The sequence below is a fragment of the Aeromonas sp. 82P genome (assembly GCF_051919365.1).
Taxonomy (GTDB): domain Bacteria; phylum Pseudomonadota; class Gammaproteobacteria; order Enterobacterales; family Aeromonadaceae; genus Aeromonas; species Aeromonas veronii.
Genome location: NZ_JBQBEV010000001.1, coordinates 2,474,109 through 2,496,106 on the forward strand (window position 1 = coordinate 2,474,109; position 21,998 = coordinate 2,496,106).

General features: G+C 58.4%; 18 protein-coding genes and 1 pseudogene. 5 read left to right on the forward strand and 14 right to left on the reverse strand.

Going from position 1 to position 21,998, the window contains the following annotated elements:
• Window positions 1-31 precede the first annotated feature (31 nt).
• On the forward strand, window positions 32-919 hold the full coding sequence (locus tag ACTG2S_RS11315; RefSeq protein ID WP_274161513.1) for a hypothetical protein: 888 nt from the start codon (window positions 32-34) through the stop codon (window positions 917-919).
• Between the two features lie 116 nt (window positions 920-1,035).
• Complete coding sequence (gene rplY, locus ACTG2S_RS11320) at window positions 1,036-1,323, forward strand: 50S ribosomal protein L25 (RefSeq protein ID WP_005333252.1); 288 nt, start codon at window positions 1,036-1,038, stop codon at window positions 1,321-1,323.
• Window positions 1,324-1,429: 106 nt separating this feature from the next.
• Here rplY and ACTG2S_RS11325 read toward each other — a convergent pair whose 3' ends face one another.
• Window positions 1,430-1,822: a MerR family transcriptional regulator gene (locus ACTG2S_RS11325; RefSeq protein ID WP_005360322.1), complete on the reverse strand. Its 393-nt coding sequence runs from the start codon at window positions 1,820-1,822 to the stop codon at window positions 1,430-1,432.
• A 122-nt stretch (window positions 1,823-1,944) separates the two neighbouring features.
• Between ACTG2S_RS11325 and ACTG2S_RS11330 the strand changes: the two genes are divergently transcribed.
• A complete protein-coding gene (locus tag ACTG2S_RS11330) occupies window positions 1,945-3,120 on the forward strand; it encodes a thiolase family protein (protein ID WP_274161514.1) in 1,176 nt (391 codons plus the stop codon).
• Here ACTG2S_RS11330 and ACTG2S_RS11335 read toward each other — a convergent pair.
• The 11 genes and pseudogenes from ACTG2S_RS11335 to ACTG2S_RS11385 form a co-directional block, all read right to left on the reverse strand.
• On the reverse strand, window positions 3,117-4,340 hold the full coding sequence (locus ACTG2S_RS11335; protein ID WP_005333249.1) for an EAL and HDOD domain-containing protein: 1,224 nt from the start codon (window positions 4,338-4,340) through the stop codon (window positions 3,117-3,119). The two genes, ACTG2S_RS11330 and ACTG2S_RS11335, sit on opposite strands and share 4 nt — an antisense overlap.
• Before the next feature lie 115 nt (window positions 4,341-4,455).
• The gene (locus ACTG2S_RS11340; RefSeq protein WP_274161515.1) at window positions 4,456-5,700 is read right to left on the reverse strand and encodes an OmpP1/FadL family transporter; all 1,245 of its coding nucleotides are present in this window, start codon (window positions 5,698-5,700) and stop codon (window positions 4,456-4,458) included.
• 252 nt (window positions 5,701-5,952) lie between these two features.
• Window positions 5,953-7,269, reverse strand: coding sequence for an outer membrane protein transport protein (locus ACTG2S_RS11345; RefSeq protein WP_201946388.1), 1,317 nt, complete (start codon window positions 7,267-7,269; stop codon window positions 5,953-5,955).
• A gap of 402 nt (window positions 7,270-7,671) precedes the next feature.
• Window positions 7,672-8,448 (reverse strand): DUF3379 domain-containing protein, encoded by a 777-nt coding sequence (locus ACTG2S_RS11350; protein WP_439982529.1) that lies wholly within the window; start codon window positions 8,446-8,448, stop codon window positions 7,672-7,674.
• Window positions 8,441-9,040, reverse strand: a pseudogene (locus ACTG2S_RS11355) (sigma-70 family RNA polymerase sigma factor). The gene ACTG2S_RS11350 and the pseudogene ACTG2S_RS11355 overlap by 8 nt, the downstream one beginning before the upstream one ends.
• Window positions 9,041-9,053: 13 nt before the next feature.
• The gene (locus ACTG2S_RS11360; protein WP_322112680.1) at window positions 9,054-10,565 is read right to left on the reverse strand and encodes a hypothetical protein; all 1,512 of its coding nucleotides are present in this window, start codon (window positions 10,563-10,565) and stop codon (window positions 9,054-9,056) included.
• Between the two features lie 20 nt (window positions 10,566-10,585).
• Entirely contained in the window at window positions 10,586-12,037 is a 1,452-nt protein-coding gene (locus tag ACTG2S_RS11365; RefSeq protein WP_439982532.1) for a VWA domain-containing protein, read from the reverse strand.
• Window positions 12,028-13,020, reverse strand: coding sequence for a VWA domain-containing protein (locus ACTG2S_RS11370; protein WP_274161517.1), 993 nt, complete (start codon window positions 13,018-13,020; stop codon window positions 12,028-12,030). Before ACTG2S_RS11370 ends, ACTG2S_RS11365 begins: the two co-directional genes overlap by 10 nt.
• Window positions 13,017-13,556 carry a DUF4381 domain-containing protein gene (locus ACTG2S_RS11375; protein ID WP_274161518.1) on the reverse strand — a complete coding sequence of 180 codons (540 nt, stop codon included), beginning with the start codon at window positions 13,554-13,556 and terminating at the stop codon, window positions 13,017-13,019. The genes ACTG2S_RS11370 and ACTG2S_RS11375 overlap by 4 nt, the downstream gene beginning before the upstream one ends.
• Window positions 13,541-14,443, reverse strand: a complete 903-nt coding sequence (locus ACTG2S_RS11380) for a DUF58 domain-containing protein (RefSeq protein WP_274161519.1) — start codon at window positions 14,441-14,443, stop codon at window positions 13,541-13,543. Before ACTG2S_RS11380 ends, ACTG2S_RS11375 begins: the two co-directional genes overlap by 16 nt.
• The gene (locus ACTG2S_RS11385) at window positions 14,434-15,384 is read right to left on the reverse strand and encodes an AAA family ATPase (protein WP_274161520.1); all 951 of its coding nucleotides are present in this window, start codon (window positions 15,382-15,384) and stop codon (window positions 14,434-14,436) included. Before ACTG2S_RS11385 ends, ACTG2S_RS11380 begins: the two co-directional genes overlap by 10 nt.
• A gap of 182 nt (window positions 15,385-15,566) precedes the next feature.
• Here ACTG2S_RS11385 and fadI point away from each other — a divergent pair, with 182 nt between their 5' ends.
• Both fadI and fadJ read left to right on the forward strand, forming a co-directional pair.
• Window positions 15,567-16,877, forward strand: coding sequence for an acetyl-CoA C-acyltransferase FadI (fadI, locus tag ACTG2S_RS11390; protein ID WP_113739488.1), 1,311 nt, complete (start codon window positions 15,567-15,569; stop codon window positions 16,875-16,877).
• A complete protein-coding gene (fadJ, locus tag ACTG2S_RS11395) occupies window positions 16,877-19,024 on the forward strand; it encodes a fatty acid oxidation complex subunit alpha FadJ (protein ID WP_274161528.1) in 2,148 nt (715 codons plus the stop codon). Before fadI ends, fadJ begins: the two co-directional genes overlap by 1 nt.
• Window positions 19,025-19,185: 161 nt before the next feature.
• Here the strand turns inward: fadJ and ACTG2S_RS11400 are convergent, their stop codons facing one another.
• Window positions 19,186-20,706: a SpoVR family protein gene (locus ACTG2S_RS11400; RefSeq protein ID WP_019445117.1), complete on the reverse strand. Its 1,521-nt coding sequence runs from the start codon at window positions 20,704-20,706 to the stop codon at window positions 19,186-19,188.
• A 9-nt stretch (window positions 20,707-20,715) separates the two neighbouring features.
• Complete coding sequence (locus tag ACTG2S_RS11405; RefSeq protein WP_274161521.1) at window positions 20,716-21,987, reverse strand: YeaH/YhbH family protein; 1,272 nt, start codon at window positions 21,985-21,987, stop codon at window positions 20,716-20,718.
• Between the last annotated feature and the right edge of the window lie 11 nt (window positions 21,988-21,998).

The window sequence follows — 21,998 nt, forward strand, 5'->3', positions numbered from 1 at the left end:
CCCCTTCAAACCGCAAGTCAGGGAGGCAAGGATGCTGGGGATCTGGTTGAGTGTGGCGCAGGTGGTGATCAGCGGTTATCAACCCATCGCGGAACAAACCTGGGTGCAGTTGAACCCGGAATATTACCCGCTGGCGCGCACCCCGCCTGCGATGTTTGTGGCCTGGCGTGGCAATCAGTTTCCGCCGCTGGCCCAAAAGCAGAAGCAGGGTCGCTGGCAGATCCTCTTTCCAGCCAGGTTGGTGCCCCCCTTCGATCTGTTCGAGGGGGAGGCGCAGCTTTCCAAAACCTATCTGGCAAGGCTGCGGCGCATCGACGAGATGGCTTACGGGGTCGTCCCCGCGCAGGCTGTTGCTGCTGGTGCAATCGTGCTCCAGGGGAGTGGTTTCTCTGATTATCTCGCGCAACCTGTCGCGCCCTTTATTGCCGAGTTCCGCACACCTCAAGACGCGTTCAGTGGTGTTGATATGCTCACCGACCCCGCCGAGAGCGAACCTCTACTGGCTCAGCTGGGGGTGACGTTTCGCACTGCGGGGATGAGTGGTGCCCAAGGAGATGAGGGAGTAGCGATCGCCGATATGGCCTTGGCCAGTCACACGGCTAGCTTATCCGCAGGCAGTGACGTCATGCTTACCCTCTCGGCTCCTGCGGCCGGCGGTTCACAAACCGTGTGTCATCAGGTCGCAGCAGGGGAGACCCTGTGGCGCATTGCCAACCAGTTATCCAGTGCCCGGGGAGCCGATACCTACAGCTATTTGCTGGCGCTGGTGGCAGAGAACCAGCCGCGGCTTGGCAAGAGCATTCGGGTCAGAACGGGGGAGGGACTCTACTGCCCGCGCGCCGAAACCCTGGCGCGGTTTGATGCCCTGAGCCCGGCCCAGCGTCAGCAGCAATTCGCCCGGTTGGAGCAGGGGCACTAAATGCAGAGTCGGTACCTTGTATCCGAATTTGGCCCGTGGTAGTATTCGCGCTCGTTTTGCGAGGTGCTGACCGGTCGCAGTTAGCACCATAAATTCATCCAAAAGAGATACATACTATGTCTTTCGTATTCCAAGCTGAAGTCCGTTCTGACCTGGGGAAAGGTGCGAGCCGCCGCCTGCGTCAAGCTGACCAAGTTCCTGCCATCGTTTACGGTGCAGGCAAAGAAGCCCTGTCCATCACTGTTGACCACAAGAAAATGATCCTGGCTCAAGAGAAGCCGGAATTCTATGAGTCTGTACTGACTCTGGTTATCAACGGTGAAGAAGTTAACGTAAAAGTGAAAGCTATCCAGCGTCACCCGGTACGTTACAAGCTGATCCACCTGGACTTCGTTCGCGTTTAATAGCGAACCGTCAGGTTGAAGAAAAGCCACTCTCAGGAGTGGCTTTTTGCTATCTGGCATCTTGTGATCGGGCTGAAAGAGCTACCTGGTCAGCACAGCAAGCCGGTTATCCCAGCTGGCTAAGGGCTTGTTGGCAACGCTGCTCGGCGGCATCCAGCTCCAGCAGCACCATCCTGATATCTTCCATCTGCTGTTGCAGTGTCTCCCGTTTCTCCTCAACCAGTCCCAGCATGGTCTGTAACTGGGTGCGGCTGCTCTTGTCGGCATCATAGAGATCAAACAGCTCGCGGATCTCGGCGAGGCTGAATCCGAGCCGCTTGCCGCGCAGGGTGAGCTTGAGGCGAACCCGATCCTGCTTGCTGTAAATGCGGGTCTGTCCCTCTCTGGCGGGATTGAGCAACCCCTGATCCTCGTAGAAACGGATACTGCGCGTCGTAATATCAAATTCCCGGGCCAGCTCACTGATGCTGAAGCGCCGTCCTTCATCCTTGTTGTTCATACAGACTTCTTGGCGAACTAAATCCTGTCTGCACCTTACCTAAACGTAAACTGCACTGCAACTCTTGTTCCATCGCGTCAGAACCCCTATGTTATGGCCATGTAACAAACAGAGGCAGGCAAATGGATATTGCAATTGTGGCGGCAAAACGGACTCCGATGGGGGCGTTTCAGGGGGCATTGGCAGAGGTAACTGCGCCTGAGTTGGGAGCCTGTGCCATCGAGGCGGCACTACAGCAAAGCGGGCTGAGTCCGGAGCAGGTCGATGAAGTGTTTATGGGCAATGTGCTGGCGGCGGGCGTGGGGCAAGCGCCAGCCCGGCAGGCGTTGTTGAAAGCAGGGTTGCCAGATAGTGTGCCTGCTACTACGGTCAACAAGGTGTGCGGTTCCGGCATGAAAGCAGTGATGCTGGCGGCGGATACCATCCGCCTTGGTGACAACAGGGTAGTGGTCGCGGGGGGGATGGAGAGTATGAGCCGTGCCCCCTATCTGCTGGATAATGCCCGCAGCGGCTTTCGGATGGGGCATCAAAAGGTGCTGGACCACCTATTCCTCGACGGTTTGCAAGATGCCTATGATGGCCAGCTGATGGGGGTACATGCTCAGCGCAGTGCCGATCTTGCCGGTTTGACCCGCAGTGCCATGGATGAGTTTGCCCTGGCGTCATTGCAGCGTGCCCGCGATGCGCAGCACGCCGGTGCGTTTGTGTCCGAGCTGACAAGCGTCTATCGCGGTGAGCGCTTGTTGCTGGTCGAAGACGAGCAGCCCGGCAAGGGCAGACCGGAGAAGATCCCTACCCTGAAGCCAGCGTTTGGCAAGGAGGGCACCATTACAGCGGCCAATTCAAGCTCCATCTCGGATGGTGCGGCGGCGCTGATATTGATGGATGGCGCCACGGCGCAAGCCTGGCAGGTACAAGTGCTGGCACGGATCGTCGGTTATCAGAGCCACGCGGCATTGCCCGCCGAATTTACCTCTGCGCCCATTGGCGCCATTTCACGCTTGTTGGCGAGTCTGGCATGGTCGGTGGAAGAGGTGGATCTCTTCGAGATCAACGAGGCCTTCGCCATGGTCACCATGCTGGCCATGAGCGGGGTCGGCATCCCTCATCACAAGGTCAATGTCCATGGAGGGGCCTGTGCACTTGGTCATCCGTTGGGGGCGAGTGGCGCACGCATTCTGGTGACGCTGATCGCCGCGCTGCGGCAACGGGGTTTGCGGCGAGGCGTGGCAGCGCTCTGCATCGGGGGCGGGGAAGCGACCGCTATCGCGGTCGAGGTGAATGACGAGACGAATTAATTGGTGGCTTCCATCGCCAGCAGTTGTTCCGTGACCCAGGTGGTGGCGGCCAGATAGAGGTGACTCACCTTATCCTCGCTCAGCCCCAGGCGGGCTGTTCTGGCCGTTACCCGTGACCAGTTGGCGCTCTCGTAATCTTCACAAAACGCGAGGTAGAAACCCAGATTGCCTTTGCGCTCCAGCAGCGCCAGCCGAATATCGTCGATAAGAGGGATAGTGCCGAGCAGCTTGTCCATCGGCTGCTCCATCAGTACATCCAGCAGGGAGAAGAGACCGGTGATAAAGGCTTGTTGTGCCTGCTGGCTCGGAGCGTGGGCGTGGGCCAGCAGTTCACAGAATCGGGCTCGGATCATCGACATCTGGTAGAGCTCGGCGCTCTTGCCCTTGCCGGCGCTGGTCGCGGCTACCAGCGAGACAAAGCGCTTTAGCTGGGTGTTGCCCAGATAGATGGCAGCCTGGCGAAATGACGAAATAGGGTTGGTGTGACCTTTGAGATGGTTGACATAGCGCAACAGCTTGAGAGAGAGGGAGATATCCTGACCGAGTAGCTGCTCAATCTTGTTGATATCAGGCTCTGCCTCGTTGACCACGTTGAGCAACTGCATCACCACGACTTGCGCTGGCTCCATGGTGGCTTGCTTGACCATCTCGGGTCTGCTGAAGAAAAAGCCCTGGAACAGCTGGATCCCCAGCTGTTTGACCCGCTCGAACTCCGCCTTGTCCTCTACTTTTTCCGCCAGATAGGTGAGCCCTAGGGTCTGATGCCGCTGGATAAACACTTTGATCTGCATCAGGGGGGTGGCACGAAGATCAAACTTGATGATGTGGATAAAAGGGAGGAAGCGCTCCCAATCCGGTGACATGGTGAAGTCATCGAGTGCCAGCTGATATCCCAGCTTGTGCAGCTGTTTCACCTTTTCCAGCAGGGCATCATCCGGTGGGGAATCTTCCAGGATCTCAATCACCACTTTTTCGGGCGGCAGGCACTCTGCCAATCCCTCCAGCAGCAGTGAGTGGGGGAAGTTGATAAAGCAGGGGCGGCCGCCCAAGAGCTGATCGATATTTTGTTGCAGGAACTGTTCGACCACCAGGCGTGACGTCGCCTGTTGGGAGGAGATGCTCGGGAAGACATTATTCAGACTATCGCGAAAGAGCAGCTCATAGGCATGAGTTTTGAGGTCTCTGTCGAGGATCGGCTGTCTTGCTACGTAGGAATACATGCCTTGCTCCAGTAAAGGTACTGGGTTGATTTTATGGTGTTGCAGAACACTATGCCAGTGTTCACCTTATTGAGTAAGGCAATAATTGGCATAGCGTTTTTTGCAGGGAAGGAATTTAGAAGAGATAGCTCAATTGTGCACCAGCCAGCCAGGCATCCCCTTCGGAAGTGCCCTGGAAGGTGGAGGTCGTCATCGGATTACCCGGTTGCAGCTCCATTTTTTCAGTGACATCCACCTTTTTGCCATCGATCAGGGTCAGCCCCAGATCCACGGTCAGGTTGGGCGTGAACTGATACCCCATTCCCAGGCTGTACCAGAGCCGATCGGCATCCGGGATGGAGATGGTACGACGATCGGCTGGCACCGGGCTGGCGTCATAGGCCACACCGGAGCGCAGTTGCCACTTGGGAGTGACCTGATAGGTCATACCGATGGCGTAGCGCCAGCTATCTTCCCAGTGCTCGTCCTTGATGTGCATTGAGCCTTGGTGATCCAGCTCTGCTTCCAGTTGCACAAATTTACTCCAGTTGGTCCAGTTCAGGCTGCCATGGAGTGCGAGTTTGTCGGTCAACTGATGGAAGAGAGCCAATTCAGCGGTTGCAGGCAATGGTAAATCAAGGCGTCCGGTATCCTCGTATGGAGTCAATCCGTTTGCTCCTTGAGCATTACCTTCGAGCGTCAGTGTTGTATCGTGGCGATATGACAGCCCTACCCGTGTATTTTGCGATGGAGTTAGCAGCATCCCCGCGTTCCAGCCTAAAGCCCATCCATCGCCTTCCAGATGTTTCACTATCTTATGTGGGCCGACATTAAATACACCGCCAACCTCGCCTTCGCCCTGAATAGCAGAGATCCCGGCACCAATTGACCACATCTCATTGATGCGATAGGCGAGTGAGGTACCCAGATCCATGGTCTTGATATCGGAGACATTGCCAAAGTGGCCAGCGCTGTAGTTATCCGGCATCTTGACACCAAGACCATAGTAAGAGGTTGCCGAGAAACCGAGGCGCCACTGCTCGCTGAGTGGAATGATGAGATAAGCGTTGGGAACCCAGGCTGCGGCGGCGATATCGTGTGCTGTAGCATCAGCATGAGTTAGTAAACCGGCCGTTTTTCCTTCGATATTGACGTCAGGACTGACATAGATAGCGCCGCCAGAGAGCGCCATCTTATCGAAGCGGGTCATGGTTGCTGCATTGCGGGAGAGCACACTGGCGTTGTCCGCGATGGCGGCCTCACCGGCAAAGGCGCGTCCCAGTCCTGTAGCGGACTGTTCAGCCAGCTGGAACCCGGCGGCATGAGTCTGACCTGCGATCACCAGCAGGGCGATGGCGGACGGTTTGATGATGGGATGCATGGCAAAATCCTTGCTGTTACCCGAAGGTTCAATCGGTCATATGAATGGAGGCAGGATTTTATATGGTATGACCAGTAAGGCAACGGTAATGGCCAGTATCTGGATAAAACAAGATTAAATGCTGCAAGGATGCATTCTAATAGCTTGATTAAAAAATAAAAATAAACAGGTGTGTGCTACATGTGTGCGCTGAACTGGCTTTTCCGGATAAAAAAAGAGCGCCTGACGGCGCTCTTTCAATTCTATCAATAATCAGAACTTCATGTTGAACTGGGCAGAGGCCAGGAAGGCGTTGCCGTGGGAAGTACCTTTCCAACGAGACTGGCCTTTGTGGTCAGAGGTCAAACTCTCGTCTACATCAACTTCTTTGCCGTCCAGATAAGCCATACCGAAGTCAACACTCATATCAGTGTTGATATGATAGGTGGCTCCGGCGCTATACCAGATGCGGTCTGAGTCGGGGATGCTCAGGCTGCGGTATTCAGGTTCGATAGGGCTGTTGTCATAGGCAAAGCCCAGACGAGCTTCCCAAGCAGGGTTGACATACCAAGTACCGCCGATTGAATAACGGAGTGAGTCTTTAAATTTTTCTGGTTTTTGCAAACAGACACCCGGGTTGGCTGTACCAACACCACACTGGGAACCAGTTGCTTTAAGTTCTTCAAAGGCACTCCAATCAGTCCAGTTAACTGAATAGTGCACTGCAAATTGTTGGTTTAGACGATGGTAACCTGCGAACTCAGCTTGAGCAGGCAAATCAAGGTTTAGTTGTCCATCAACAGTTTTACCTCCAAGGCCACCTAAACCTGGGATTAGTGGGTTAATGTCATTGCTGTAATCACCTTTAAATTTGAGGTCAACTTGAGAGCGATATGTGAGAGCTAAACGGTTGTTTTCGTTGATCTCATAAAGTGTCCCAATGTTCCAGCCAAAGCCCCAAGTATCACCTTTCATCGATGAAATTTTGGAGTCGGTGTTTAAGCCAGGGATCGGTAATGAGCCTTTGTATCGATTCAGCTCGGCCGCGCCGTAAACTGCGTTGATACCCGCACCAACACTGAACTGTTCATTAACCCTATAGGCGATATTCGGGTTTATGTTAAAAGTTACCAATTCTGTATCGCCAGCAGCCGAGCCTGCTGTGAAGGTTTTGGAGTATTCGGTGGAGAGACCGTAGTTGGAGAAAAGGCCAATACCCCAAGCCCATTGGTCATTCAATGGTTGGATAAAATAGGAGGCAGGTACGAATGCTGCGGGAGCAATGCCACTTTGACTGGCATCCTTACCGTTTAGAAGGGGGCTTGGAGATGAAAGCTTACCCTCCACATCCACATCCGGTTTGATGTAGGTGCCGGAGACAGAAACTGCCATCTTGTCGAAGGTGGTCATGGCCGCCGGGTTACGGGCCAGGACGGAGGCGTTGTCGGCGATAGCTGCTTCACCGGCATAGGCGCGACCCAGACCGGAGGCCGAGTGCTCGTTCAACTGGAATGCCGCGGCATGGACTTGACCGGTGGCCAGCGCGATGGTGGCGGCAATCAGGCTCTTCTTGAAAATAGTTGTCGTCATGGTGTTCTCTCTTGTAGGCAGATTTTTTTGCCGATATTGGCTGCACGTTCAATGCAAACCTCGACAAAATCCGTTTTTATTTCAGCTTCTTCCCAATCAATTCTGGCGTGATTCTATGGATCTGGTAGGAGGTAAGAAATCAGACCAGTGACAGCAGAATACATAAAAGTGATCGATGTGTTAATCATTTGTTTTAACCTGCTGTTTAATTCATCATTTTCAGGGTCTAAAGGTGGATTATTGACCTGGATTGCCGATCTCCGTCACAAAAATAATTTTGTCAATTTTTCGAAATCTTGAGGCAAATGAGTGACAAAGGGGAGTAAACAGGGAGAGAACAGGCTGCGGCTCGTGACCGCCGCCTGCTATTGAGGATGGTTCTGAGGTTGTTAACCGGCGATGTTAAATGTCCCACTGCAGACGTGACTGCAGAGCATTGGCAACGGGGGCAGCGTCTTTCATCTCGCCAATCAGTACCATATTGGCGCCTTTGAGCTGGACAATCTCCCCTTTGAGGGTGCCATCTTCAAAGGTGGCCTGTTGCAGGGTTAATGGAACATGTTTGGGCACTAAAAAGAGGGTGACTGGCCCCATCTTTCCCTGGATCACCATGTGCAAGGCCGGTCCCTGATAAAACGAGCAGTGATTGACATAGGTCACCTTGAGCCCATCCATCCCGCTTAAGGTGGCGCCATACTTCTCCATCTTGGCATTGATGTTATGCAGATTGACCTGTTCATCGACACCTTCAATAAAGGGTTCTTCGCCATAGACATGAGCCATCGCCACCTGTGCGAGGGAGAGGGCCGCAGGAGCCGTTTCTGGCAGCGTGATCCAGCGGGTGCTCATTCCCAGCAGGAAGGCGACCGATGCAGCCAGGGCGATCTGGCGCCAGGATGTTGATGTCCGGATCTTGACCGGCGCCGTGCCAAGGGGGCGGGATGGCGGCAAATCATCTGGCGCGTCACTGTCTTTCTGCATGGCTTGCCTGAGCAGGATCCGCTCGGCCAGTCCGGCGGGAACCTCTACCTGCATGGCGTGCTTGAGAGTTCTGTCGAACTGCTTCATCTCGTCGAGATAGTTCCGATTGGCCTGGCTTGCTTCAGCGGCTTTGAGAAAATCCGGCAGTTTATCGTTGGGCTGGATCATGGCGTTGCGGCGAAATTCGAGTTCATCCATGTCCGTGTCCTCTTGCTTGGTTCTTCTGCTCCATCGCCTCCTTGATCTGGTTGCGGGCGCGAAACAGTCGGGTCATGACGGTGTTCTTGTTGAGGCCGAGCATCTCGGCAATCTCCTCACCACTGAATCCTCCCACGACTTGCAGCAGCAGTGGCTCCTGGTACTCCTCGGGCAACCGGGCGATGTGACGGTGCAACCACTCGTTCTCCATTTCCTGTTCGCTGTGCAGCGCATCGTGCTGGGGCTGAGGGTGATCGTCGAGATCCACCAGCTCCAGCTGTTTGCGTTCAAAGCGGCGGGCGTTCTCCCGTCTGAGGATGGTGATCAGCCACCCTTTGGCCGCCTTGTCATCCTGCAGGGTGTCGATAGCCTTTCAGGCACGCAGGAAGGTCTCTTGCACCAGATCTTCCGCCACGTTGGGATCCCGGGTCAGCCAGTAGGCATACCGGTAGAGATCGCCATGCAGCGCATGAACCAGTGCTTCAAATTTGGTTTGTTTGTCAGCCATGGGATCAGAGACCGGCGAAGTGGCCGGATCATTTCCACCAATATGCTGCTGAGCACGTTTTTTTCTAAAAAACAGCAGTGCCATAGGGCAATCCTTGTCAGGGGGCGTGGCGGCGGGAGCGGGAACTCCCGTGCGCTAGCAGGTAAATCAGGTACGCAATACCGGCCGTTTCATCAGCCCTGAGGGTATGCGCTAGAGCGCGCCACTCGATGGGCGGGCTAGAAGAGGGCCGTGCAAAACAGGCTCGCTCGAGTGCGGCGAGCCCGTTGCCGAGCCGATTATGCCCAGCGTCAGGCAACTGGCCTAATTGATAATAGGAGACCTGCCAGCGCATGGTCGCCCACTTGATCAGCGCCTTGCGACTGGCATCCGGCTGTTGTCGGGAAAGGGCACGTTGCAGTTGATAGAAGGCGTGCCAGCGGGGCCAGTGGCGCCATAGCGCACGCAGCGTTATGGCCAGCACGACCCACCAAAGGCTCTCTCGCAGTGCCATCTGCGATGTCTGCTGATCAGGTTGCCGATTTGTCGTTGCCTGAAACGTCAGCGTGATGGCAGGGAGGCTGGCCTGCTCAATCCGGCCACTTTGGGTATTAAACCAGGGCAGAGCAATGGGGGGCAGCTGGTAGTCGCCGCTCTGCTCCGCGACCAGAGTCTGGCGCCACTGTCGCTCAAACAGCAGCTTGCCATCTCGGTAACGCTCCTGCTGTTGCTCGCCATCGGGATGTGCCTGTATGCCGTTTGGCAGTTGATGGGCCATCAGGGGGGCAAGCTGTATCTGGCCGCTGTCACCATTTTCCATGGTCAGGGTGAGGATACGGATCAGTGGTTCACCCACTTCCCCCGTGGAGGCCGGTTCAAGCCGTTGACTCAGGGTCAGCCGGGTGGCCACCGGCGTGGCGGGGGCTTTGTCGACCCGAACCTCGAGTGGTGCCGCGCGGGCCGAGAGTTTTTGCGGCTTGTTCCCTTGCTGCGTGAGCTGCCCCTGCAAGCGGGGTGAGTCGAGGTACCAGAGTCCCGGCGCTTTTGCCTGAATGAGCCAGCTGCGGGTGAGCCGGCCGGGTAGACCAGCCTGAGCGGGGGCGATCCACTCGTCGCTACCGAGGCGACGGATGGTGAAGTGGGCAGAGCTAAGCTCGCTCAGGGCCGGGTTTTGCATACTGGTGGGCAGCCACAGTGTCAGCCGGTAGATCACCGGTTGGCCGGGATAGAGCGGGCCCTGATGCTCAAGGCTGGCCTGCATCTCGAGGGGCGAGGGGGCTGCGGGTTGTGGCAGCGCCGCTGTTTTCACCTCTCTCAATGGCAGGGTGAGCGAGGGGGTGAACTCATTTCCCAGCTTGAGCGGGGCAATCACCACCTTTGTATTAGCGGGTGAGTCGCTCTGGTGCAGCGGGATCTGCCAGCGAGTCAGTTGTTGTACCGGGGTGGTGACCCGGCTCATGGTCACTCTGCCCACTGCAAACTGGCGCAGTAGGGGGGTGATCTCCAGTTCGCTGCTCTGGCGCTCGCCATCCGCTTCGATGATCAGCAGCCAATCGCTGGGGTCAGCCCCCGGCAGCAGCTCTGCCCTAGGGGGCAAAGCCCAGCAAAGTTGACTCGCGAGTGCGAGCAACAGCCCCCATCCTGCTCGCGTCACCAGGGCTCCTCCACTTTGATAAGGTCCCGGCGCAGCGCCTCTTTACGCAGTCGCTGTTCCAGCAGCAACACAGGGGGAGAGGGGGGCAGGGGCATTGCCGTCGCCTGCTGAGCTGCCGATGGATCGGGCTGCTTGCTGTTGCTGGTATCGGGAGCGGCGGCCGCACCGCCTTGCAACAGATAGAGGTTATAGAGCGCATCTTCATGGCCGGGCTCCAGTGCCAGAGCGGCCAGATAGGCCTCTTTGGCTGCGGCAAACTCCCCCAGTTGCAGCAGGGCATTGCCGCGGTTGTAGTGGGCGGTGGCGCTCGTCGCTTGCTGATAGGCTGAGATAGCTTGCCGGTAGGCTCCGGCCCGATACCAGGCGTTGCCGCGCCAGACTGGATCGTTGAAGGTGCGGGCAGCCCGCTGAAAATCCCCCTCTTGATAAGCCTGCATCGCTTGCAGATCCCCCCTCTCTGTTGCTTGCAGATCTTGTGGCGCAAGCAGCTGAGCTCCCACCATCAGCGCCATCATCAACCGGGCGCCGACTCTGGCCAGAAAGGCCAGTGGTAACAAGGGGATCAGCAGCCAGGGGCCAAGATCCAGTGGCGCCGGGGTGAGGGCCGAGGTCGTTGTGGGCAGCGGTGCAAAGCGGGGGACATCGCTGCCAAGCCACTGCAGCTCACCGCCGAGACGGTTGGCCAGAGCGGCAATGGCCTGACTATCGGGGACGGGCAACTGCGCGGGCATGCGGGTGGCAAACCCCAACTCATTGGCCGGAATGGCGGGCATGGGGGCCGGTTGACCACTGCTGGCGAGCAGAATATCGAGGCGTGCCGACTGGGTGTCGCGGCAGAGAAGGCGTTGTTGGCAGGGCCACAGAGCAGCGATTTGGGCCATCTGATTCTGGGTGAGGTCGTCGGTGATCAGCAGCAGACGGGCCTGCTCACCGGGGGCCAGCTGCTTCATGGCAAGTTCCACCGCCCGTGCCGGGTTGCTGCCCTGCAGCGGCATGATATCGGGGCGCAAGTCGGGCAGTAGCAGCGAAAGGGCCTGATGATCCCGGGTGGGCGGCATGGCGAGGTAGGCGTCGCCTGCGTAGAGGATCAGCGCAATGCGCTCGCCCTTGGCGCGGCTCAGCAGCTGCTGTAATTGCCATCTGACCCGGGTTGCCCGATCCGGTTTGAGATCGGTGGCGGTCATCGAGCGTGACAAGTCGAGTAGCCAGATATCGAGCGGTGCTGCAGGCTGCTGTTGCAGCTCACCGCGCAGTGCCGGTCCACTCAGGGCCAAAATGACGGGCAGGGTTGCCAGCCAGAGCCAGGGACGTTGAGGACGGGATGCTGGCAGCAGATAAGCCTGCATCGCAGGTGCGAGCAGCGGGGACTGGCGACGACGGTGCCACCCTTGCCAGAGCCAGGGGATGAGTGCGATCAGCCACAGAGGGCGGAGCAAGATCAGCTCCATCTGCGCGCGCCTCGTGCCAGCCAGTTACGCACCATGCGAAACTCCAGTCTGCCGTGCCCTGATGGCAGAAGCAGCAAGCCACAAAGCAGTGCCAATGGCCAGGGGTAGAGCTCGATCACCGGCTGGTACTGGGCAATCGGCATGGGGGCAGGTTCAAGGGCATTGAGAGTCGCATTGATAGCATCGAGATCGCTTTGGGTTCGCGCCCTGAAATAGCGCCCCTGTCCTGTTTTTGCCAGCTCTTTCAGGAGCGGTTCGTCCAGTTCGCTGCTGGGATCGGCCTGACCGCTGCCCGCCTCATCGTAGGGTTGGATAAAGGTATCGGGATCGGCCCCGACCCCCAGCGTGTAGATCCTTATTCCCTGTGCCGCGGCGAGTTTGGCCTCCTGCAGCGGGTCGGCATTGCCTGCGGTATTGCGGCCATCAGTGACCAGCAGCAGGGCGGTGGGGCGACCCGGATCTCCATGCTGACGTGCCAGCTGGATGGCTTCGCCAAGGGCGGTGGTTCGGCCGACCAGATCAAAATCGAGCTCGTCGCTCAAGGTCAACAGCGCCGGGATCTCCTGAGTGAGGGGAGAGAGCAGGTAGGCGTGATCGGCAAATACGATGAGGCCCACTCTGTCTCCGGCCCGTTTGGCGATCAGCGCCTTGATCTGCTGGCGCACCGCCGTTAGCCGTGCTTGCTGCTCGCCGTTATCGAGCATATCCGGGGTACGCATGCTGTCTGACAGATCCACCGCCAGCAGCAGATCCCGACTCCCCTCATATTTGATCACCGGTTCCCCCCACCACTGGGGGCGGCAGAGGGCGAGGATAAGGGCGCACCAGAGCAGCATGGAGCGCCAGAGCGGCAATCCGGCCTGAGGGCGCAGCAGCGCAAACCCGGGATGAGCCAGATAACCGCGGCGCAGGGGCGGCAAGCCGAAGCGCACCAGCAAGGGCAGCACCAGCGCCAGCGCAAACCAGGGCCAAGCCAGGATCATGGATGCCTCCGCGCGACTTTACGCCCAGAGCGGGGGGAGCGTTGCAAGAAGAGGGTTTGACCCCAGCGGCGATAATGTTGCCGAAGCTGTTCGCACTGCTCGCGAGTCGGGTTCTGGCTGCCATAGAGCCAACTGCTCCAGTGAGATGAGAACTGGCTAAAATCGCTGCCGCCGTGGCGATCGATGAAGGCTAGCCACGCCTCACCTTGCAGTTGGCGCGCCTCGGGCCAGCGCTGTAGCGCTTCATGACGCAGGGCCTCCTGTATTTGCGCCACCAGCAGCGCCGGATCCCCCTCCAGCTGGCGACACCAGCGGCGGTAACGTATCACCCTCTTGGCAATCAGGACGAGCAGCAGCAGAAGAAAACCGGCGATCAGGAGCCACAGTAGCGCCTGCACTCTGGGATCAAGACTCTGTTCAATCAGATCCGGCCCCGGGTGGATGTCTCGCATCAGGGCGGCCAGCGGCGGAGTGATGGCGTCGGAGGCGGGACTGGCGCTGTCGAGTTCGGCGGGCGAGATCATCCCTGATGACATAACCCCTCCTGCCACTGCTGTTGCAGCGTCTGACTGTTATCGAGCAGATAGAGGCGCTGCACCAATGGCAACAGCAACTGCTTGCCGTGGGCCAGCTGCTGCTCGGCAGCTTGCTGGTAGCGGCGGGAGAAACCGGCATGGCCTCCATCCAGCCAGCCTTGATAGTGCTGCCCTGGCCGATCGATGGCCACCGGCAGCTGGCCATCAGGGGGAAGGGCAGCCTCGAGGGGGTCGCGGATCTGCCAATAGTGAATATCGTGGCGCCGGGAGAGCAGTTGCAACTGCTGACAGAGCGCCGACTCACAGGGTCTGTGGTCGGTGATCAGCGTCAGTTTGGCACCATGGGGCAGCTTCACGCTGGCCAAGGTGTCGGCCAGTGAATGGGATAGTACCCGACGTGCCAGCCCTTGCTGGTAGTGATGGCAGAGGGATTCGAGCAGGGGCAGCACGCTGCCGCGCTGGCTCTGGTGATTTGGGATAAGCCCGTGGCAGATCAGGGTGTTGTGCTGCTTCTCCCCTTGCCAGATCAGGGCTGCTGCCAGCTCGCATCCCAGACGCGCCTTGAGCTGCCGTGTGGAGCCGAAATACATGGCGGGGGAGAGATCAAGCAGCAGCCAGTGCGCCTGATCCAGCTCCTCGCTATAGAGGCGGGTATAAGGACGACCGAGGCGCGCCGTCACTCGCCAGTCGATATGGCGTACCTCGTCACCAGCCTGATAGGCGCGCAGCTCGCGAAACGTGAGTCCGGGAGAGCGGCCCGGTTTGCCGCGTTCGCTGCTGCTTCTGCCTGCGTGAGGTGGCTTCCTGGCCTTGGCCCAGAGCCGGATATTGAGCAGCCGTGGCAGCGACAGGGCGATATCGGGATGGAGCTCCGGCGCTAGGGACATGGCACCTGATCCAGCAGTTGGGCGATCAGGATATCGTTATCCAGATTGTCGGCCAGTGCCTGATAGCTGGGAATAAGGCGGTGGCGCAGCACCGGATAGGCTTGCAGCTGGATATCTTCCGGCAGCACATAATCTCGTCCGGCAAGCCAGGCTCGGGCGCGGGCGGAGCGAGCCAGCCCAAGTGTGGCACGGGGGCTTGCCCCCACGGCAATCAATGGCTCAAGGGCAGGGCAAAGACCACTGCCTGGGCGAGTGGCGCAGACCAGCTCCACCAGATAGTGCTCCAGTCTGCTTTGCATGGTCACCGCCAGCACGTCGCTGCGGGCACGTTGCAAGGTGGTCTGGCTCAGGGTCACCGGCGCCGCACCAAGCTGTTCCCCGCTAGCATTGAGCTGCAAGATGGCGAGCTCCATCGTAGGGCTCGGGTAATCCACCATCAGCTTGAGCAGAAAGCGGTCGAGCTGGGCCTCCGGCAGGGGATAGGTTCCCTCCTGCTCGATAGGGTTCTGGGTGGCGGCCACCATAAAGAGAGGTGGCAGCCGCCAGCTCTTTTTGCCCACGGTGATCTGGTGTTCGGCCATCGCTTCCAGCAGCGCTGATTGCACCTTGGCCGGCGCCCGGTTGATCTCGTCTGCCAGCACCAGATGGTTGAAGAGGGGGCCTGGCTGGAAAACAAAACTGGCATCCTGCGGGTGATACACCTCGCTGCCGGTGAGATCGGCGGGAAGCAGGTCGGGGGTAAACTGGATACGGGCAAAGCGCCCCTCGACGGCGCCAGCGAGCGCCTTGACGGCGCGGGTTTTGGCAAGACCGGGTGCCCCTTCGATTAACACATGTCCTTCACATAACAGGGCAATCAGGAGCCCTTCTATTAGCTCCTCCTGCCCCAGAATCTGACTGCCAAGATAGTCCCTAAGTGCTCTGAACTCGGCCGCTGCCATGCGATAAACCCGTTGTTTTTATGGAAGTTGATCTTTTTATACTCCAGTTGCTTCCCAAGGGCGAGCAAAGGGGCCTTGCCGCGCTTAATTTAGTTTCAATCAGCTGTATGAAACTTGTGATTGGATTGTTAAGATGTGGCGCAATGAGGTCAGACCTCTGCCTTTTAAACCAAGGAGCCAGGATGAAACAGCCATTGAAACTGACGACTCGCCAGGGCGAACGGATTGCCGTCGTGGCGGGGCTGCGTACCCCCTTTGCCAAGCAGGCCACCGCCTTTCATGGCGTGCCAGCAGTCGATCTCGGCAAACTGGTGGTGAGCGAGATGCTTGCCCGTACCGATCTCGATCCCAAGCTTATCGACCAGCTGGTATTTGGCCAGGTGGTTCAGATGCCGGAAGCCCCCAACATTGCTCGCGAGATCGTGCTCGGTACCGGCATGAGCGTCAATACCGATGCCTACAGCGTCTCCCGCGCCTGCGCCACCAGTTTTCAGGCGGTGGCCAACGTCACCGAATCCATCATGGCCGGTACCGTAGACATCGCCATCGCTGGCGGTGCTGACTCCTCCTCCGTACTGCCTATCGGAGTGAGCAAGAAGCTGGCCCGCGCCCTGGTGGATCTCAACAAGGCGCGCAATCTGCAGCAGCGCTTCAACATTTTGCGCCAGTTGCGGGTCAAGGATCTGCTGCCGGTGCCGCCTGCGGTGGCGGAATACTCTACGGGACTTTCTATGGGACAGACCGCCGAGCAGATGGCCAAGAGCCACCAGATCAGCCGCGAGGCGCAAGATGCGCTGGCTCACCGCTCCCACACTCTGGCCGCGCAGGCTTGGGCCGATGGCAAGCTCAGCGGCGAGGTGTTTACCGCCCATGTACCGCCCTACAAGTCACCGCTGGAGCGGGACAACAATATCCGTGAAAGCTCGGATTTGGCGAGCTACGCCAAGCTCAAGCCGGTGTTTGACAGGGTTCATGGCACAGTCACTGCTGCCAACGCAACTCCGCTGACCGATGGCGCCGCCGCCGTGCTGCTGATGCGGGAAGGTCGGGCGAAAGAGCTGGGACTCGAACCGTTGGGTTATATCCGCAGCTTCGCCTTCTCGGCTATCGATGTCTGGCAGGACATGCTGATGGGCCCCTCCTATGCCACGCCGCTGGCGCTGGACAGAGCCGGCATCACGCTCGGTGATCTGACCCTGATCGACATGCACGAAGCCTTTGCCGCCCAGACGCTGGCCAACCTCAAGATGTTTGCCAGCCACGAGTTTGCCCGTGACAAGCTGGGCCGCGATCAGGCCATCGGCGAGGTTGACATGGAGAAGTTCAACGTCCTCGGTGGTTCGCTGGCCTATGGCCACCCCTTTGCCGCGACCGGTGCGCGGATGATCACCCAGACCCTGCACGAGCTGCGTCGTCGCGGTGGGGGACTGGGGCTCAACACCGCCTGTGCGGCGGGTGGATTGGGCGTGGCTATGGTGTTGGAGGTTGAATGATGAGCGCTAAGACTTTTTCCCTGGATGTTCGCAAAGATGGCATCGGTATCCTCACCATGGATGTGCCGGGCGAGAGCATGAATACCCTCAAGGCCGCCTTTGTGGAGGAGATCCGCTCCGTACTGGACGAGGTAAAACGCAACAAGGATTTGATCGGTCTGGTGATCACCTCCGGCAAGAAGGACTCCTTCATCGCCGGCGCTGACATTACCATGCTGGCCGCCTGCACCAGTGCCAAGGATGCCGAGACCCTGTCGCGAGAAGGGCAGGAGATCTTTGCCGAGATCGAGGGGCTGACCATTCCGGTGATCGCCGCCATTCACGGTCCCTGCCTCGGAGGCGGGCTGGAGTTGGCGCTGGCCTGTCATGGTCGGGTGGTGACCGATCATGGCAAATCTGTGCTGGGATTGCCGGAAGTGCAGCTCGGTCTGCTGCCAGGCTCTGGCGGTACCCAGCGTCTGCCGCGCCTTATCGGGGTGGCCAAGGCGCTGGATCTGATGCTGACCGGCAAGCAGGTTCGTGCCAAACAAGCCAAGAAATTGGGGCTGGTGGACGATGTGGTGCCGCCGTCAATCTTGCTAAATGCTGCCATCAAGCTCGCCAAGAAGGGCAAACCGCGCCATCAGTTGAAACGGGATCTGCAGGGCAAGGTGCTGGAGACCAACAAGCTGGGCCGCAAGGTGCTGTTCGATCAGGCCAGCAAGGGGGTGAAAGCCAAGACCCGCGGCAACTACCCGGCGCCGGAGCGGATCCTGGATGTTGTGCGCATCGGCGTGGAGGAGGGGATGAAGGCCGGTCTGGCCGCTGAATCCCGCCACTTTGGCGAGCTGGTGATGACTGCCGAGTCTGCCGCCCTGCGTTCCATCTTCTTTGCCACCACCGAGATGAAGAAAGAGGTCACCTATCAGGGGTCCGAGCCGCGCAAGGTGGCCCATGCCGCCGTGCTGGGCGGTGGTCTGATGGGGGGCGGCATCGCGTTCGTCACCGCCACCAAGGCGGGCGTACCGGTACGGATCAAGGATGTGGCAAGTAGTGGCATCGGTAATGCCATGCGCTACAGCTATGACATTCTGGCCAAGAAGCTCAAGCGCCGTCACATCTTGCGCAGCGAATTGGAAAAGCAGATGAGCCTGTTGACCGGTACCCTCGACTACTCCGGTTTTCACCGGGTGGACATGGTGGTGGAGGCGGTGTTTGAAGATCTCGCGCTCAAACACCAGATGGTGAAAGACGTGCAGCGTGAGTGCGGTGAGCACACAGTGTTTGCCTCCAACACCTCTTCCTTGCCCATCAACCAGATTGCGGCAGAGGCGGCGCACCCGGAGCGAGTCGTGGGGCTGCACTACTTCAGCCCGGTGGACAAGATGCCGCTGGCGGAGATCATCCCCCACGCTGGCACCAGTGCCGAGACGGTCGCCACCACCCTGGCTTTTGCCCGCGCCCAGGGCAAAACGCCTATCGTGGTGAAGGACGAAGCCGGTTTCTACGTCAACCGCATCCTGGCGCCCTACATGAATGAGGCGGCAAGACTGGTGCTGGAAGGGGAGCCGGTAGAGGTGCTCGATAGCGCGCTGCTGGACTTTGGCTTCCCGGTTGGCCCCATCACCTTGCTGGACGAGGTGGGGATCGATGTGGGCGCCAAGATCTCCCCCATTCTCGAGAAAGAGCTGGGCGGCGAGCAGTTCCAGGCGCCCAAGGCGTTCGACAAGCTGCTGCAAAATGATCGCAAGGGACGCAAGAACGGCAAGGGCTTCTACCTCTATGGCAAGGCGGCACCGCGCAACAAGCTGACTGGCAAAGAGGGCAAGAAGACGGTGGACGAGAGCGTCTATGGCGTGCTCGGCATCAAGCCGTCTGCCAAGCTGGCCCGTCAGGAGATCGCCGAGCGCTGCGTGCTGCTGATGCTCAACGAAGCGGCCATGGCGCTGGATAGCGGTGTGGTGGCGTCGGCCCGTGATGGTGATATCGGCGCCATCTTCGGTATCGGTTTCCCGCCATTCCTTGGCGGCCCGTTCCGCTACATGGATACCCTCGGGATCGATCATCTGGTTGGCCGTCTGGAATATTACCAGAAGCGCCACGGCGATCGGTTTGCCCCCTGTGCCCGCCTCAAGGCGATGGCCGCAGAGCAGCAGACCTTCTACTGATAATCGCTGCTGAGTGACCGCAAGGCAAAGAGGCCCGCAACACATGCGGGCCTCTTTCTATGTTGTGGTTTGTTCCGGTTGTGCTGCGATGATGCAGGCAGAGGTAAACGCTGATAAAAAACGGCCCACCGAAGTGGGCCGTAGAGATCTAGGGGCATGGGTCAGATCCCCGGTTTGCGCTCCGGGCAGCGGCCGATGATATCGGGCGGCAGCTCGCCATTATCCTGCTCCAGCACCACGTCGAATCCCCACAGCTGATGCAGGTGTTTGAGCACCTCATGGCGTGAGTCGCCAAGGGGTATGCGGTTGTGGGGCACATAGCGCAGGGTGAGGGAGCGATCCCCCTTCACGGCGACGTTGTACACCTGAATATTGGGCTCCAGATTGCTGAGGTTGTACTGGGCCGACAGGGTATTGCGCACCTGACGGTACCCCTCGTCATTGTGAATGGCGGAGACCTTCAGATAGTTCTTCAGATCGTCGTCATCAATGGCGAACAACTTCATATCCCGCATCACTTTGGGACTGAGGAACTGGCTGATAAAGCTCTCGTCCTTGAAGTTCTGCATGGCAAAGTGGAGGGTTTCGACCCAGTTGCTGCCGGCATAGTCGGGGAACCAGTATCTATCTTCCTCGGTCGGGTTCTCGCAGATGCGGCGCAGGTCGGTAAACATGGCAAACCCCAGCGCATAGGGGTTGATCCCCGAGTAGTAGCGACTGTTGTAAGCCGGTTGATAGACCACGTTAGTGTGGCTGTGCAGCACCTCCATCATGAAGCGATCGCTCAGCTTGCCCTCGTCATAGAGGTGATTGAGGATGGTGTAGTGCCAGAAGGTGGCCCACCCCTCGTTCATCACCTGAGTCTGCTTTTGCGGATAGAAATACTGGCTTATCTTGCGCACGATGCGTACAACCTCGCGCTGCCAGGGCTCCAGCAAGGGGGCATTCTTCTCGATGAAGTAGAGAATGTTCTCCTGGGGCTCTGCGGGGTAGCGCCTGTCCTCTACCCCCGCGGCTTTATGCTGTTTGGGCAGGGTACGCCACAGCTCGTTGACCTGAGTTTGCAGATAATCTTCCCGCGCCTTCTGACGCCGCTTCTCCTCGGCCATCGAGATCTTCTGGGGACGCTTGTAGCGATCCACCCCGAAGTTCATCAGGGCATGGCAGGAGTCGAGCAGCTGCTCCACTGCCTCGATGCCATGCTTCTCTTCACACTGGGTGATGTAGTTCTTGGCGAACAGCAGGTAGTCGATGATGGAGGAGGCATCGGTCCAGGCCTTGAACAGGTAGTTGTTTTTGAAGAAGGAGTTGTGGCCGTAGCAGGCGTGTGCCATCACCAGCGCCTGCATCGGCATGGTGTTCTCCTCCATCAGGTAGGCGATGCAGGGATCCGAGTTGATGACGATCTCGTAGGCCAGCCCCATCTGGCCGCGCTTGTAGTTGCGCTCGGTATGGATAAAGCGCTTGCCGAACGACCAGTGTTGATAGCCGATGGGCATGCCGACGCTGGAGTAGGCATCCATCATCTGTTCGGCGGTGATCACCTCGATCTGGTTGGGGTAGGTATCCAGCTTGTAGAAACGGGCGACCCGGGCGATCTCCTGGTGATAGGTCTCCAGCAGATCGAAGTTCCAGTCTGGTCCGTCATCCAGTGGCGCTACACGTTTTTCTGTTTCGATCATGTGACCTCCTCACGCAGCTTGTTTCTTGAACAGCTCGCGGAACACCGGATAGATATCCTCGACCTTGCGAATGTGCTCCATTGCAAAGTGGTGGAACTGGCTGGCTACCGACTCATATTCGTGCCACAGGGTCTGGTGGGCACGGGTGGTGATCTCGATGTAGGAGTAGTACCGCACCCTTGGCATGATGTCCCGCGCCAGAATTTCACGGCACTGCGGTGAGTCATCAGCCCAGTTGTCACCATCCGATGCCTGCGCCGCATAGATGTTCCACTGGTTGGCGGGATAACGCTCATTGATGATGTCATTCATCATCTTGAGGGCGCTGGAGACGATGGTGCCGCCTGTCTCCTGGGAGTAGAAGAACTCGTGCTCGTCCACCTCCTTGGCCTGGGTATGGTGGCGGATGTAAACAACCTCAACGTTCTTGTAGGTCCGGCTGAGGAACAGATAGAGCAGGATATAGAAACGCTTGGCCATCTCCTTGGTGGCCTGATCCATGGAGCCAGAGACGTCCATCAGGCAGAACATCACCGCCTGGCTGGAGGGGACGGGCCGTTTGACGAAGTTGTTGAACTTGAGATCGAAGGTGTCGATAAAGGGCACCGCGTCGATCCGCCGTTTCAGCTCCCTGATCTCCTTCTCGAGCAGGGCGATTTCGGCAAAGTGCTCGTTGGGATCGTTGGCCAGCAGAGCCAGCCGATCTTCCAGTTCATGCAATTGGCGTTTCTTGCCTGCTTGCAGCGCCATGCGACGTGCCAGCGAATTTTGCAGAGAACGCACCACGTTGATGTTGGCGGGCACCCCGTTTGAGGTGTAGCCAGCACGGTAGGTTTTGACTTCCATCAGCTGATTGAGCTGGGTTTTCTGCAGCCTGGGCAGCTCCAGGTCTTCAAACAACAGATCGAGATACTCATCCTTGGAGATCTGGAACACGAAATCATCGGCCCCTTCCCCCTGATTGGATGCTTGTCCCTCGCCGGAACCCTGTCCACCGCCCCCTCCTTTGGGGCGGTCAATCTTGTCGCCGGAGACGAACTGATCATTGCCGGGATGCACCATCTCCCGTTTACCGCCGTGTCCCTGATGAAAATGGGGCTCGCCGATATCCTTGGTCGGGATGCTGATGCTCTCGCCCTTGTCTACGTCCTGAATGCTGCGCTTGGAGACAGCATCCGAGACCGCTTGTTTTATCTGCTTCTTGTAGCGGCGGATGAAGCGCTGCCGATTGACAGCGCTTTTGTTTTTGCCGTTGAGCCTGCGGTCGATAAAATGCGCCATAACTCCCCCTT